Raw genomic sequence first — 15,144 nt, 5'->3', positions numbered from 1 at the left:
GCCGGGGCGTGGAGGGCCTGGGCCGGGGCCGACGGCCCTCAGCTCAGTCCGCCGCCGACGCCAGTGCCTCCTTCACCCCCGGCTCCCGCGGGCCCAGGAAGTGCGGGTCGGGGCGGAACAGGGCTTCCAGGGCCGCCTTCCCCGACGCGGCCAGCTCGCGGGCACCGCCGTAGTACCACGTCGCGTCGCGGGGCTCGTCGACCCCGACCCCGAACGCGTCGATCCCCGCGGAGCGGCAGAGAGTGGTCGCCCGGTGGATGTGGAAGCCCTGGCTCACCAGCACCGCCCGGTCGACCCCGAATATCTTCCTGGCGCGCACGCACGAGTCCCAGGAGTCGAACCCCGCGTAGTCGCTGACGATCCGCTCGTCCGGCACACCCCGCTCGGTCAGGTACGTCCGCATCGCGTCCGGCTCGTCGTACTCCACCCGGCTGTTGTCCCCGGTGACCAGGACGACCTTCGCCTTCCCCAGGTGATACAGCTCGGCCGCCGCGTCCAGGCGGTGGGCCAGATACGGGGTGGGCCGGCCCTTCCACAGCCCGGCGCCGAACACCATGACGACCTCCCCGGCCGGGGCGTCCGCCGTGGTCCCCACCCGGTCGCTCGCACCCAGCCGCATCCAGGTCGCGGGCAGCAGCGCCAGCACGCACAGGGCCATCACCCCCTGCACGGCGAGCCGTCGGCCCCGCCGGGAGCGCGGCAGCCGCAGCGGTGGGAGCCGCAGCCGCGCCCGTGGCCCGTCTCTCCTGACCCGGGCCCCTCCCTCCCCTCGCGGCTTCCGTACCGCTTGAGCTCCTCGTGCTCCTCGCACCCCTCGCATGCGAACCCCCCGTCGTCCGTACTGTCCTGCGGTCTCACCTCACCTGACGAGCGAAACACCCGAAAGGTTCACTGATCGGCAGATACGGGTGCTGCCCCCCACCCCGCGCACCTGCATGCCCCCACCCCGCGCACCTGCATGCCCCCGGCCCCGCACACCGGCATGCCCCCCGCCGTGAGTCGGCGGAAAACCTCCGTGACCCTCGCGCAACGGCCCGGCAACCTCCGCCCGGCACCATCGGTCCATGACGGAGCCGCCCCCGCAGCACTCCCGTCGGCCGCCGCCCCCGCCCTCCGAGAGCGGAGGCGGTCCCGGCCGAGGTAGACCCCGCCACGCCCACATCACCGTGCCCCTCGACAGCACCGCGCAGCTCCTCACCCGTGTCACCGCCCAGCTCTCCACCCAACTCACCCTCGTCTCCCGGAACGGAACCCGCCGACCCATGGACCGCACCCGGCCCCCCGCCGCCGCAGGCGGCCCGCCCTCCCCGTACGCCCCTGGCGACGCAGGCGCCCCGCCCACCCTTCTCGTCGTCGCCCACGGCAGCCGCGACCCGCGTGCCCTGCGGACCGTCCTCGCGCTCCTGGACCGGGTCCGCGACCTGCGCCCCGGGCTCGACGTCCGGCTCGGCCACATCGAGCTGAACCGGCCGCTGCTCCCCGACACGCTGGACGGCCTGCGCGGGGCCGACGCCGTCCTCGTGCCGCTGCTCCTGGGCCGCGGCCACCACGTCAAGCACGACCTGCCCGCCGCCGCGGCCGCCGCCCCCCGCGTACGGACCCGGATCGCCGCCCCTCTCGGGCCGCACCCCCTGCTGGTGGAGGCGCTGTACGAGCGGCTCGTGGAGGCGGGCTGGGACGCCGCCGACCAGGGCGGCCACACCGCCGTGGTCCTCGCCGCCGCCGGGTCCCGCGACCCCGAATCCGCCCAGGACACCCGGCGCACGGCCCGGATGCTCGAAGAACGGCTCGGCGGGGTGCCCGTCGTCCCCGCCTACGCCTCCGCGGCCACCCCCACCGTCCCCGCCGCGCTGCGCCGGCTGGCCGCCCAGGGCCGGCACCGTACCTTCGTCGCCTCGTACTTCACCGCACCCGGCCGCTTCGCGAGCGCCGCCGCCGGGGCCGCCCCCCGTACCGCCGCCCTTCCGCTCGGAGCCCATCTGGCCATGGCCCGCCTCCTCCTCCACCGCTACGACCAGGCAGTGGGAGGTGCCCTGCCGGTCAGGCCGGGCTCGCTCGCCGAGGCACCGCGCCTCGCGGCGCTGCCGTCGCCCGCCATGGCCGGCGCCACGACTCCCCCCTCCGCCTGGCGACGCACGGCACCGGACGCCGTTGCCTGATCCGGCCCGACCGACAGGGCACCCCCTCTCGTCCACCGTCCCCGCCGACGCGGTGAGGCTGCCCGCTTCCGCCTGACTCCCCGGCCCGCTCTCGACGTGTTGTCGGCCCCGGTCGCTACTGTCGGAGCCATGGACGGCACACAGGGCGTACGCGGGGCGGAACAGGCACACGGCACGGAAGGTGCCCGGAGCACACCGAGCGGGCCAGGACCGGTTCCGTACGGGCCGGCCGACACCGAGCGGTTCGACACCGAGCCGGACAAGCGCCCGGCCCGAACCGCCTTCCAGCGCGACCGGGCCCGGGTGCTCCACTCCGCCGCCCTGCGCAGACTCGCCGGGAAGACCCAGGTGGTCACGCCCGGCACCCGCTCCCACATGTGGGACGCCAGCCCCCGCACCCGCCTCACCCACTCCCTGGAGTGCGCCCAGGTCGGGCGTGAGCTGGGTGCGGTCCTCGGCTGCGACCCCGATCTGGTGGAGACGGCCTGCCTCGCGCACGACATGGGCCACCCGCCCTTCGGCCACAACGGTGAGCAGGCGCTCAACGACTTCGCCTCCGACTGCGGCGGCTTCGAGGGCAACGCCCAGTCGCTGCGGCTGCTGACCCGCCTGGAGCCCAAGCGGTTCGTCCGTGACCCGCGCACCGGCGAACTGGTCAGCGTCGGCCTCAACCTGACCCGGGCCGCCCTCGACGCCGCCACCAAGTACCCCTGGCCGCGCGGCGCGCACCCCACCGATCCGCACTCGGCGAAGTTCGGGGTGTACGCGGACGACCTGCCGGTCTTCGAGTGGGCCCGCAAGGGGGCGCCCGAGGACCGCACCTGCTTCGAGGCCCAGGTGATGGACTGGTCCGACGACGTGGCGTACTCCGTGCACGACTTCGAGGACGGGCTGCACGCCGGGCACATCGACCCCAACTGCCTCTACGCCGAGCCGGAGCGCGAGGAGGTCTTCGCCGTCGCCATCGGCCGTTACGTCCCCGCCGACACCGACTCCCAGGAGCTGGCCGAGGCGCTGGACCGGCTGATCGACCAGGAGTGGTGGCCGCACGGCTACGACGGCTCCGCCGTGGCCCAGGCCCGGCTGAAGGACGCCACCAGCCAGCTCATCGGCCGGTTCTGCACGGAGGCCGAGGCCGCCACCCGCGCGGTCCACGGCCCCGGCCGCCTCACCCGGTACGGGGCGGAGCTGGTCGTTCCGCGCACGGTCCGCAACGAGTGCGCGGTCCTCAAGGCCGTCGCCGACCGCTACGTGATGCAGCGCGCCGAGCAGGAGACCCTCCGCGCCGAGCAGCGCATCGTCATCGCCGAGCTGGCCGCCGCCCTCACCGCCCGCGCCCCCGAGGGCCTGGAGCCGCACTTCCGCGCCCTGTTCGACCAGGCGACCGACGACCACGCCCGCAAGCGCGTCCTGGTCGACCAGATCGCGGCCCTCACCGACGCCTCCGCACGATCCCTGCACGCCGCGCTCACCGCCCGCCGCGGCTGAGGGGCAGACTGGAACCTGACCACTGGGGGTGACCTGTTCCGGGCACACCCTCTTTCGCCATCACGCTGCGTGCGGGACGCTCGCAGCTGGGGGCGCCGCGCAGCACAGCACTGAGGAGGCATCAAGTGGTCGACGCACATCGGACATTCGTCATCGTCGGAGCGGGACTCGCAGGGGCGAAGGCGGCCGAAACGCTCCGCGCGGAAGGGTTCACCGGCCGGGTGATCCTCATCGGGGACGAACGCGACCACCCCTATGAGCGGCCACCGCTCTCCAAGGGCTACCTCGGTGGCAAGGAGGAGCGCGAGAGCGTCTTCGTCCACGAGCGCCCCTGGTACGCGGGCGCCGACATCGAACTCCACCTCGGCCAGCCCGTCACCGCCCTCGACCGGTACGCCAGGACCGTGCAGCTCGGCGACGGCACCGTCATCCACTACGACAAGCTGCTGCTCGCCACCGGCTCCGAGCCCCGCCGCCTCGACATCCCCGGCACCGACCTCGCGGGCGTCCACCACCTGCGCCGCCTCGCCCATGCCGACCGGCTGCGCAACGTGCTCGCGGCCCTCGGCCGCGACAACGGCCACCTGGTGATCGCCGGAGGCGGCTGGATCGGTCTGGAGGTCGCCGCCGCCGCCCGGGGCTACGGGGCCGAGGTCACCGTCGTCGAGCCGGAGGCCACCCCGCTCCACCAGGTCGTCGGCCCCGAGCTGGGACAGATCTTCACCGAACTGCACAGCGCGCACGGCGTCCGCTTCCACTTCGGCGCCCGTCTGACCGAGATCACCGGCCAGGACGGCATGGTGCTGGCCGCCCGTACCGACGACGGCGAGGAGCACCCCGCCCACGACGTGCTCGCCGCGATCGGCGCCGCCCCGCGCTCCGCCCTCGCGGAGGCCGCCGGCCTGGAGATGGCCGAGCGGGCGCAGGGCGGCGGTATCGCCGTGGACGCGTCCCTGCGCACCTCCGACCCGCACATCTACGCCGCCGGGGACGTCGCCGCCGTCGCCCACCCGCTGCTCGGCCTCCGGCTGCGCGTCGAGCACTGGGCCAACGCCCTCAACACCGGACCGGCCGCCGCCCGCGCGATGCTGGGCCAGGAGGTCGTCTACGACCGGGTGCCGTACTTCTTCTCCGACCAGTACGACCTGGGCCTGGAGTACTCCGGCTGGGCCCCGCCCGGCAGTTACGACGAGGTGATCATCCGGGGGGACGCGGGGAAGCGGGAGTTCATCGCGTTCTGGCTGAAGGACGGCCGCGTCCTGGCCGGGATGAACGTCAACGTGTGGGACGTGACGGACACGATCCAGGAGCTGATCCGCGCCGGTCAGCAGCACGATCCGGAAGCGCTGGCAGATCCTTCGGTAGAGCTGTCGTCCCTGCTCTGACCACCTGCGCGGGGGCCGGGCCGGACGCGGGGGCCGCCGCCCGCGCCCTTGGCCCGCTCGCCCCCGGCAGCCTCCGCCGACTGCGCCGCAGCGTGGTCGGCGCGCCCCCGTGGACCTGGCCGAGCCCGACCGGCTGCTCGACACCGGGGCCCCGGCTCCCCGCTGCGCCGCCACGACCTCGCCGTACGGACCGAACGCACCGCCTGGGCCGCCCGCCGCCCGGCCCGATACGCCGCACGGGCCCGTCCGGGGCGGGGGCCGGAACCCGGCGGGCGTCGGGGTTGTCCGACCTCACCCGTAGACTTCATCCGTGGCCGGCAGGATCAACGATGACGACGTGAAGGCGGTACGGGACGCGGTCCCGATCGACTCCGTGGTGTCCGAGTACCTCCAGCTGCGCAGCGCGGGCGGCGGAAACCTCAAAGGCCTCTGCCCCTTCCACGACGAGAAGTCCCCCTCCTTCCAGGTCAGCCCCGGCAAGGGCCTGTTCCACTGCTTCGGCTGCCAGGAGGGCGGCGACACCATCGCGTTCGTGATGAAGATCGACCACCTCTCCTTCTCGGAGACGGTCGAGCGCCTCGCCGCCAAGGCGGGCATCACCCTGCGGTACGAGGAGGGCGGCTACAACCCCTCCCACCAGCGCGGCGAGCGGATCCGGCTGATCGAGGCCCACCAGGCCGCCGCCGAGTTCTACGTCCGCGCGCTGGAGAGCCCCGAGGCCGAGATCGGCCGGAAGTTCCTCGCCGAGCGGGGCTTCGACCAGGAGGCCGCGACCCACTTCCGTGTCGGCTACAGCCCGGCCGGCTGGGACCACCTCACCCGCTATCTGCGCGGCAAGGGCTTCAGCGACAAGGAGCTGATCACCTCCGGCCTCTCCCAGGACGGCCGCCGGGGCCCCATCGACCGCTTCCGCGGCCGGCTGATGTGGCCGATCAGCGACACCGCGGGCGATGTGGTCGGCTTCGGCGCCCGCAAGCTCCGCGACGACGACAACGGCCCGAAGTACCTGAACACCCCCGAGACCCCCATCTACAAGAAGTCCCAGGTGCTGTACGGCATCGACCTGGCCAAGAAGGACATCGCCAAGGCCAGCCGGGCCGTCGTCGTCGAGGGGTACACCGACGTCATGGCCTGCCATCTCGCCGGGGTCACCACCGCCATCGCCACCTGCGGCACCGCCTTCGGCAACGACCACATCAAGATCCTGCGCCGCCTCCTCATGGACAACGGCAGCGCCCGCGTGATCTTCACCTTCGACGGCGACGCGGCCGGTCAGAAGGCCGCCCTGCGCGCCTTCGAGGACGACCAGAAGTTCGCCGCCGAGACCTACATCGCCATCGCCCCCGACGGCATGGACCCGTGCGACCTGCGCCTGGTCAAGGGCGACGACGCCGTACGCGACCTGGTCGAGCCGCGCACCCCGCTCTTCGAGTTCGCGCTGCGCCAGATCGTCGGCCGGTACGACCTGGAGACCCCGGCGGGCCGGGCCGCCGCGCTCGACGAGGCCGCCGCCGTCGTCGCCAAGATCAAGACCAGCAGCGTGCAGCGTGAGGTGGCGGTCCAGCTCGCCGGGTTCGTCGGCATCCTGGACCAGGAGTTCGTGGTCCGCCGCGTCGCCCAGCTGGCCCGCTGGGCCCGCGACAAGGGGGGCGACGGCCGGGGCGGCGACGGACGCGGCGGCCGGGGGCAGGGCCCCCAGGACCGGCGCGGTGGCGCACCCCGGTCCGCCGCCCCCGCCTACCCGGCCCCCGCCGGCCGCACCGCCTCCTCCGGCCCCGCGCTCCACCTCCGCAGCCCCGCCCACCGCACCGAGCGCGAACTGCTGAAGCTGGCCCTCCAGAAGCCCGTCCTGGTCTGCCCGGCCTTCGACGCGTACGGCGTGGACGAGTTCACCGCCCCGCCCTACGCCGCCGTGCGCCAGTGCATCGAGGAGGCGGGCGGCGCCGAGCGCGGGCTCGGGGACAGCCGGGAGTACCTGGTCGCCGTCATGGACGCGGCCCCCGACGACACCGTGCGCAACCTCGTCACCGAGCTGGCCGTCGAGGTCTTCCACGGCAAGACGATCGACGAGAACTACGCGGGCGTCCAGCTCGTCCAGGTCCGGCTGCGCGCCGTCGACCGCCGCATCGACGACGTACAGAGCAGCCTCGCCCGCCTCGGCAGCAACGTGGCCCCCCACGAGCTGGCCGCCGCGCAGAACGAGGTCTGGGTGCTCCAGCAGTACGCCCAGTCCCTGCGGGCCCGGGGCGCCGACGCGCTCTAGCAGGTACGTCGGGCGATGGGCCGACGCGGCACCGGCGCCCTCCCGCCGGACCCGGGAGGAGTAACCGCCCGGTGACCGAACGGAATCAGAAAGTCCTCGCACGCCCCTCGTGACAACCCTGTGCCGTGCCCCACACTGGGGCTGCCAGAGTCATCGGAGTGCGCGGGCCTGATCTCGACCCAGGGCCCTGGCGCGGACCTCCGTCCCGTCATCAGGCAGCGATCACCTGGAGGTCGCCCCCGTGCAGACCCGGACCGTGACGAGCACGACCGAGCACATGTCGGTGATTCCCGCGCAGAACCGGGCCGTCCGCCACCCGGAGAACCCCCGGGAGAACCACCCGGAGACCGCGGCCGACCCGCCCGCGCCGCGGGCCCCCGAGGCGGTCACGAGCGCATCCGAGGCCGTCATGGAGGAAGCGGAAGACGCACCCGCGCCCCGCGAGGCGCGGAGCCGGGCGGAGAACGGCGGCCCCACCTCCGACCTCTTCCGGCAGTATCTGCGGGAGATCGGCCGCATCCCGCTGCTCACCGCCGCCGAGGAGGTCGAGCTGGCCCGCCGCGTGGAGGCCGGGCTCTTCGCGGAGGAGCGCCTCGCCACCACCCCGGACCCGGACTCCCGGCTCGCGGGCGACCTGGACCGGCTCGTCGTCATGGGCCGCACGGCCAAGCGCCGGCTCATCGAGGCCAACCTCCGCCTGGTCGTCTCCGTCGCCAAGCGGTACGTGGGGCGCGGGCTGACCATGCTCGACCTGGTCCAGGAGGGGAACCTCGGGCTGATCCGGGCGGTGGAGAAGTTCGACTACGCCCGGGGCTACAAGTTCTCCACGTACGCGACCTGGTGGATCCGCCAGGCCATGTCCCGCGCCCTGGCCGATCAGGCCCGTACGATCCGCGTCCCCGTCCATGTCGTAGAGCTGATCAACCGGGTGGTCCGCGTCCAGCGCCGACTGCTCCAGGAGCGCGGGTACGAGCCCACCGCCGACGAGGTGGCCGCCCAGCTCGACCTGACCCCGGAGCGGGTCACCGAAGTGCTGCGCCTGGCCCAGGAGCCGGTCTCCCTGCACGCCCCCGTCGGAGAGGAGGACGACGTCTCCTTCGGCGACCTCATCGAGGACGGCGACGCCGCCTCACCCGTCGAGTCCGCCGCCTTCCTGCTGCTGCGCGAACACCTGGAGGCCGTCCTCTCCACCCTCGGGGAGCGCGAACGCAAGGTGGTCCAGCTCCGCTACGGCCTGGACGACGGGCGGCCCCGCACCCTGGAGGAGATCGGCCGGATCTTCGGCGTGACGCGCGAACGCATCCGCCAGATCGAGTCCAAGACCCTCAGCAGGCTGCGGGACCACACCTTCGCCGACCAGCTCCGCGGCTACCTCGACTGACTCGCGGAACGGGCCGCGGGCAGTCCCGCCGAGACGACCCGCCGCGGGTGCGACCCGCCGCGTGTACGACCCGCCGCGTGTACGACCCGCCGAAACGGGCCACCGAGACGGGCCGCCGCGGCAGGTCCACGCGACGGTTCAGGACCCGCCGCCTCAGTCCACCTCCGCCGGCGCCTCCGCGAACTGGGCCGCGTACAACCGGGCATACGCACCCCCCGCCGACAACAACTCCTCGTGCGTGCCCTGCTCCACGATCGACCCGCTCTCCATCACCAGGATCACGTCCGCGTCCCGGATCGTGGAGAGCCGGTGCGCGATCACGAAGGACGTACGCCCGTGGGCCAGGCGCGCCATCGCCTTCTGGATCAGCACCTCGGTCCGGGTGTCCACCGAGCTGGTGGCCTCGTCCAGGACCAGGATCACCGGGTCGGAGAGGAAGGCCCGCGCGATGGTGATCAGCTGCTTCTCGCCCGCGCTGACCCCGGTCCCCTCGTCGTCGATCACCGAGTCGTAGCCGTCGGGCAACGTCCGGATGAACCGGTCCGCGTGCGCCGCCCGGGCCGCCTCCTCGATCTCTTCCCGGGTGACCGCGCGCGCAGCGCCGTACGCGATGTTCTCCGCGATGGAACCGCCGAACAGCCACGTGTCCTGGAGCACCATGCCGATCCGCGACCGCAGATCGTCCCGGGACACCCGCGCCACATCGACCCCGTCGAGCGTGATCCGCCCGCCGGTCACCTCGTAGAACCGCATCAGCAGATTGACCAGCGTGGTCTTGCCCGCACCCGTCGGGCCGACGATCGCGACCGTCTGCCCCGGCTCCACGCCCAGCGACAGGTCCTCGATGAGCGGCTTGTCCGGCTCGTAGCGGAAGGACACCTTCTCCAGCGAGACCCGCCCCGTCAGCTCCTTCGGTAGTTCACCGCGCTCCGGGTCCGGGCCCTGCTCCTCCGCGTCCAGCAGCTCGAAGACCCGCTCGGCCGACGCGACCCCGGACTGCACCAGGTTGGCCATCGAGGCGACCTGCGTCAGCGGCATCGAGAACTGCCGGGAGTACTGGATGAACGCCTGCACGTCACCGATCGACAGCGTGCCCGAGGCGACCCGCAGCCCGCCCACGACGGCCACCAGCGCATAGTTGATGTTCGAGATGAAGAACATCAGCGGCTGCATCAGCCCGCTGGCGAACTGCGCCTTGAACCCGGCCTCGTACAGCGCCTCGTTCTGCTCGGCGAAGTCCCGCGCGGACTTCTCCTGCCGCCCGAAGACCTTCACCAGGGTGTGCCCGGTGTACATCTCCTCGACATGCGCGTTGAGCCGACCCGTCACCTGCCACTGCCGGACGAACTGCGGCTGCGACCGCTTGCCGACCTGCGTCGCCACGACCACCGACAGCGGGATCGTCACCAGCGCGACCAGCGCCAGCAGCGGGGAGATCCAGACCATCATGATCAGCACGCCGACGATGGTCAGCAACGAGCTGATGAGCTGGCCCATCGTCTGCTGGAGCGTCTGCGCGATGTTGTCGATGTCATTGGTCGCCCGGCTGAGCACCTCTCCGCGCTTGGCCCGGTCGAAGTACGACAGCGGCAGCCGCGCCAGCTTCGTCTGGAGGTCCTCCCGCAGCTGGAAGACGATCCGGTTGATCACCCGGATCGACAGCCGTGTGGCCACCAGCATCAGCGCCCCGGCGGCCACGTAGATCACCAACGCGGCCAGCAGCACGCTGCCCACCGCACCGAAGTCGATGCCCTGACCCGGGGTGAAGTCCACCCCCGAGAGCATGTCGGCCATCGAACCGCTGCCCTCCGCGCGCAGCCCCTCGATCGCCTCCGCCTTCGTGGTGCCGTCCGTCATCTGCCGGCCGACCACCCCCGCGAAGACCAGGTCGGTCGCCTTGCCCAGGATCTTCGGCCCGGCCACCGACAGCGCCACACTGGCCGACACCGCCGCCAGCATCAGCCAGAGCGAGGCCTTCTCCCGGCCGAACCGCCGCAGCAGCCGCTTGCCCGACCCCTTGAAGTCCATCGACCGCTCGGTGGGCGCGCCCCCGGCCATCATCCGTCCGCCAGGACCGGCCATCACGCGGCCTCCGCTTCCGTCAGCTGGGAGAGCACGATCTCCCGGTACGTCTCATTGCCGTCCATCAGCTCGTGATGACTGCCGCTGCCCACGACCCGCCCCTCGTCCAGCACCAGGATCCGGTCGGCGTCGCGGATGGTGGAGACCCGCTGCGCGACGATCACCACGGTCGCCCCGGCCGTCTCCCGGGCCAGCGCTCCCCGCAGCGCCGAGTCGGTCGCGTAGTCCAGCGCCGAGAACGAGTCGTCGAAGAGATAGATCTCCGGCCGCTGCACCAGCGTCCGCGCGATGGCGAGCCGCTGCCGCTGACCGCCCGACACATTGGTGCCGCCCTGCGCGATCGGCGCATCGAGACCGTGCTCCAGCGCCGCCACGAACTCCTTGGCCTGCGCCACCTCCAGCGCGTGCCACAGCTCCTCGTCGGTGGCGTCCGGATTCCCGTACCGCAGGTTCGTCGCGACCGTCCCCGAGAAGAGGTACGGCTTCTGCGGCACCAGGGACACCGTCTTCGCCAGCAGCACCGGATCGAGCGTCCGCACGTCCTCGCCGTCGACCAGCACCTCGCCGTCCGTCACATCGAACAGCCGGGGTACGAGACCGAGCAGCGTGGACTTCCCGCTCCCCGTGGACCCGATGATCGCGGTGGTCTCCCCGGGGCGCGCCACCAGGTCGACGGCCCGCAGCACCGGCTCCTCGGCGCCCGGGTAGCGGAACTCCGCACCGCGCACCTCCAGCTGCCCGTGCCGGCGCAGCTCGGTCACGGGCGAGACCGGCGGCACCACACTGGAATCCGTACCGAGCACCTCTTCGATGCGCTCGGCGCACACCTCGGCGCGCGGCACCATCATGAACATGAAGGTGGCCATCATCACGGCCATCACGATCTGCATCAGATAGGCGAGGAACGCGGTCAGCGCACCGATCTGCATCCCGCCGCTGTCGATGCGGTGCGCGCCGAACCACACCACCGCGACCGACGACAGGTTGACCACCGTCATGACGGTCGGGAACATCAGCGCCATCAGCCGCCCGGTCGCCACCGACACGTCGGTCAGCCCGGTGTTGGCGCCCCGGAACCGCTGCTCCTCGTACCCGTCGCGGACGAACGCCCGGATCACCCGGTTGCCGGTGATCTGCTCGCGCAGCACCCGGTTCACGGTGTCCAGCCGCTCCTGCATCGTCCGGAACAGCGGCCGCATCCTCTTCACGATGAGGCTCACCGAGATCCCGAGCACCGGTACCACCGCCAGCAGCACGGCCGAGAGCGGAACGTCCTGACCGAGCGCCATGATGATGCCGCCGATACACATGATCGGCGCCGACACCATCAGCGTGAACGCCATCAGCACCAGCATCTGGACCTGCTGGACGTCATTGGTGGTCCGCGTGATCAGCGAGGGCGCCCCGAACCGTCCCAGCTCCCGGGCCGAGAACGACTGCACCCGGTCGAAGACCGCCGCCCGTACATCCCGCCCCAGCGCCGACGCGGTCCGGGCTCCGTAGAAGACGGCCCCCACGTTGCAGAGCACCTGGAGCACGCTGACGGCGATCATGAGGCCGCCGAATTCCAGGATGTAGCCGGTATCGCCCTTGACGACACCGTTGTCAATGATGTCCGCGTTCAGGCTGGGCAGATACAGGGTGGCGCAGGTCTGGAGCAGCTGGAGCAGGACCAGCAGCGTGATGGGCTTCTTGTACGGGCCCAGGCGGGCCCGCAGGAGTTTTATGAGCACACGTGTCTCTCGGAGTCGGCCGTGTCTCTCTGAGTCGGCGGAGGGCAGAGGCCGACCAAGTTTCGCGTACGCCGTACTCCGACGGCCAGCCGTTTTCCTCGAACTCCGGTCAAGGTGGGGGCGGGTGCGGTGCTCCTACCGGGTCCCGCCGAAAGCGCCGGGGTGCAGCTGGTCCCGGGTGGCCGTGTACTGCTGACGCACCGCGCCGCCCACCGCCAGCTCGTCGCCCGGCTCCAGCACCTGGGCGGCGGCGCCCTGCCAGGCGGGGGGAGTGCGCGGGTCGAGGGCGCCCTGCGAGACGCCGAGCGCCCAGGCCGCCTGCCGGGCCGCGCCGATCGCCGCGTACTGGGCGGGCTGCGGTACGACGACCTGCGTCCCGAACAGCGCGGGCGCCAGAGCCTGTACGGCCGGCAGCTCGGCGGCGGCGCCGAGCAGGAAGACCCGGCGCACCTCCACGCCCCGTCCGCGCAGCACGTCCAGGGCGTCGGCCAGCGAGCAGAGCATCCCCTCGAAGGAGGCGCGCGCCAGGTGTTCGGGTTTCATCGACTCGCGCCGCAGCCCGCACAGGGTGCCTGCGGTGTGGGGGAGCTGCGGGGTGCGCTCGCCTTCCAGATACGGCAGCAGGACCAGCCCGGAGGCGCCGGGGGTGGACTTGAGCGCCAGGGCGGACAGCTCCTCCAGCCCGTCCACGCCGAGCATCTCGGCGGTGCCGCGCAGGGCCCGTACGGCGTTGGAGACGTGCACGACCGGCAGGTGCATCCCGGTGGCGTCGGCGAAGGAGGTGATCATTCCGCTGGAGTCGGCGAGCGCCTCGTGATGGACGGCCATCACGGAACCGGAGGCCCCGAGCGAGACCACCGCGTCGCCCACCGCGACCCCGAGTCCGAGGGCCGCGGCCATCGTCTCGCCGGTCCCGGCGGAGATCAGGAGCCCTTCCGGGGTCGTCCCGGCGGACTCGGAGGGGCCGAGCACCTCGGGCAGGGCGGCCGGGTGCCCGAGCGCCAGTTCCACGAGATCGGGCCGGTAGGACGCCGCCCCGGCCGACCAGTAGCCGGTCCCCGAGGCGGCGCCCCGGTCCGTGGTGCGCCGGGCGGGCCGGCCGAGCAGCTGCCACACGAGCCAGTCGTGCGGCTGGAGCACCGCGGCCACCCGCTGGGCGTTCTCCGGCTCGGTCCTGGCCAGCCACCGCAGCTTCGCCACGGGCTGGGAGGCCTGCGGTACGGCCCCGACCGCCTCGGCCCAGGGCTGTCGCCCGCCCAGCGAGTCCACCAGATCGGCCGCGGCCACCTGGGCCCGCCGGTCGTTGCCGAGCAGCGCGGGCCGTACGAGGTTGCCCTGCCGGTCCAGCGGGACGAGCCCGTGCTGCTGGGCGGAGACGCCGATGGCCTGCACACCTTCGAGCAGCCCGCCGGAGGCCGCCTCGCCGAGGGAGAGCAGCCAGGCCTGCGGATCGACCTCGGTGGCCTTGGCCTCGACCGGGTGGGCGGCATACCCCTCCCGGAGCACGGCCCCCGAGTCCGTGTCACAGACGACGATGTGAGTGAAGGCGGAAGAACTGTCCAGCCCCGCGACTATGCCCATACGCAGATTCTGCCGCACCGCGGGACGTTCCCGGAACTCACGCCCGCCCCCCTCAGGTGTTGGTCGTCCCCCAGTCGTCCTCGGCGCCGCCGTTCTGGCTGCTGCGCTCCTTCAACGACCGCACGCGCTCGGCGACGGAGGCGGGCACCTTGTCCCCGACCTTGTCGCTGACCGAGTGGTACGCCTTGCCGGCGATGTCCCGGCCGCTGTGCGCCGCACTCTCGGCGGCGTTGCGCACGGCGGGGTTCTCCGCGAACTGCCGCGCCGACTTCTTCAGCTGCTCGTAACGCTCGCGCCCGGCTCGCGTGCCGAGCACGTAACCGAGGGCCACTCCGGCGATGAACGTGAGCCGGTACCGCATGGCTGCCACCCTTCCTGCGCTTGGTGCGACGTGTGCGGGTCGCCTACCCGCGAGCACCCGAGATCACCCCGGGCGATACCGATTGGCGGAGCACCCCCCTGCTTGCGCTAATGTATGTGTCGCAGCGAACGCGCGCCGCCCGGCAGCCGCCAGGCGAGTACGATTCGAGGCAACGCAGCAATCCCCTGTAGCTCAATTGGCAGAGCAGCCGGCTGTTAACCGGCAGGTTACTGGTTCGAGTCCAGTCGGGGGAGCGCGGTCCCCTGTAGCTCAATTGGCAGAGCATTCGGCTGTTAACCGGAGGGTTACTGGTTCGAGTCCAGTCGGGGGAGCGGTACGGAAGAGGGCCCTTCGGGGTCCTCTTTCGTGTGCCCGGCCACCACCCTCCCGGGGCGTCCGAGGGGCCCCGGAGTCACACGTTCGGGTCTTCTCGATCTTCCCTGCAACCGGGCAGCACGCAGCGCCGTCCTCAAGATCAGGCGAAGTCGGCCATCCGAAGCGAGAGATCGTATGACCGGCTATGCTGCGGCAGACGGTGCGCACACTTGTACGCGCCACGCCGAGAAGGGGCGGTAGCTCAGCCGGTTAGAGCAGCGGACTCATAATCCGTCGGCCGTGGGTTCGAGTCCCACCCGCCCCACCCTCGCAGCCGCTGGCAGGAACGTTCCCACCAGCATCGGAGCGCCCCAACTGGTTTAGACCATGCTGGGG

The 15,144-nt window shown here is 72.3% G+C and carries 10 protein-coding genes and 3 tRNA genes; 8 read left to right on the top strand and 5 right to left on the bottom strand.

Annotated elements, in window-relative coordinates; translation table 11 throughout:
* Positions 1-43 precede the first annotated feature (43 nt).
* Positions 44-820 carry a SanA/YdcF family protein gene (locus AC0682_RS29310; protein ID WP_478536185.1) on the bottom strand — a complete coding sequence of 259 codons (777 nt, stop codon included), beginning with the start codon at positions 818-820 and terminating at the stop codon, positions 44-46.
* Positions 821-1,064: 244 nt separating this feature from the next.
* Between AC0682_RS29310 and AC0682_RS29305 the strand changes: the two genes are divergently transcribed.
* From AC0682_RS29305 to AC0682_RS29285, 5 genes are all read left to right on the top strand, one after another.
* A complete protein-coding gene (locus AC0682_RS29305) occupies positions 1,065-2,159 on the top strand; it encodes a sirohydrochlorin chelatase (protein ID WP_478536184.1) in 1,095 nt (364 codons plus the stop codon).
* Between the two features lie 129 nt (positions 2,160-2,288).
* Complete coding sequence (locus tag AC0682_RS29300; RefSeq protein WP_478536183.1) at positions 2,289-3,647, top strand: deoxyguanosinetriphosphate triphosphohydrolase; 1,359 nt, start codon at positions 2,289-2,291, stop codon at positions 3,645-3,647.
* 125 nt (positions 3,648-3,772) lie between these two features.
* Complete coding sequence (locus AC0682_RS29295; RefSeq protein WP_478536181.1) at positions 3,773-5,032, top strand: NAD(P)/FAD-dependent oxidoreductase; 1,260 nt, start codon at positions 3,773-3,775, stop codon at positions 5,030-5,032.
* Between the two features lie 310 nt (positions 5,033-5,342).
* Positions 5,343-7,295, top strand: coding sequence for a DNA primase (dnaG, locus tag AC0682_RS29290; protein ID WP_478536180.1), 1,953 nt, complete (start codon positions 5,343-5,345; stop codon positions 7,293-7,295).
* Positions 7,296-7,536: 241 nt separating this feature from the next.
* Positions 7,537-8,676: an RNA polymerase sigma factor gene (locus AC0682_RS29285; protein ID WP_478536179.1), complete on the top strand. Its 1,140-nt coding sequence runs from the start codon at positions 7,537-7,539 to the stop codon at positions 8,674-8,676.
* A 153-nt stretch (positions 8,677-8,829) separates the two neighbouring features.
* Here AC0682_RS29285 and AC0682_RS29280 read toward each other — a convergent pair whose 3' ends face one another.
* The 4 genes from AC0682_RS29280 to AC0682_RS29265 all read right to left on the bottom strand — a co-directional run bounded on the left by AC0682_RS29280 (position 8,830) and on the right by AC0682_RS29265 (position 14,433).
* Entirely contained in the window at positions 8,830-10,758 is a 1,929-nt protein-coding gene (locus AC0682_RS29280; protein WP_478536177.1) for an ABC transporter ATP-binding protein, read from the bottom strand.
* Positions 10,758-12,491: an ABC transporter ATP-binding protein gene (locus AC0682_RS29275; RefSeq protein ID WP_478536176.1), complete on the bottom strand. Its 1,734-nt coding sequence runs from the start codon at positions 12,489-12,491 to the stop codon at positions 10,758-10,760. Before AC0682_RS29275 ends, AC0682_RS29280 begins: the two co-directional genes overlap by 1 nt.
* Before the next feature lie 135 nt (positions 12,492-12,626).
* Positions 12,627-14,072 carry an FGGY family carbohydrate kinase gene (locus AC0682_RS29270; protein WP_478536175.1) on the bottom strand — a complete coding sequence of 482 codons (1,446 nt, stop codon included), beginning with the start codon at positions 14,070-14,072 and terminating at the stop codon, positions 12,627-12,629.
* A 52-nt stretch (positions 14,073-14,124) separates the two neighbouring features.
* Entirely contained in the window at positions 14,125-14,433 is a 309-nt protein-coding gene (locus AC0682_RS29265) for a YtxH domain-containing protein (protein ID WP_478536200.1), read from the bottom strand.
* A 181-nt stretch (positions 14,434-14,614) separates the two neighbouring features.
* Here AC0682_RS29265 and AC0682_RS29260 point away from each other — a divergent pair.
* From AC0682_RS29260 to AC0682_RS29250, 3 genes are all read left to right on the top strand, one after another.
* Positions 14,615-14,687 (top strand) — tRNA-Asn (locus tag AC0682_RS29260).
* A gap of 5 nt (positions 14,688-14,692) precedes the next feature.
* Positions 14,693-14,765 (top strand) — tRNA-Asn (locus AC0682_RS29255).
* A 234-nt stretch (positions 14,766-14,999) separates the two neighbouring features.
* Positions 15,000-15,073 (top strand) — tRNA-Ile (locus AC0682_RS29250).
* The last annotated feature ends 71 nt before the right edge of the window (positions 15,074-15,144 follow it).

The organism is Streptomyces sp. NPDC043746 (assembly GCF_056436485.1).
This window is presented reverse-complemented; position numbering and strand designations above follow the sequence as displayed.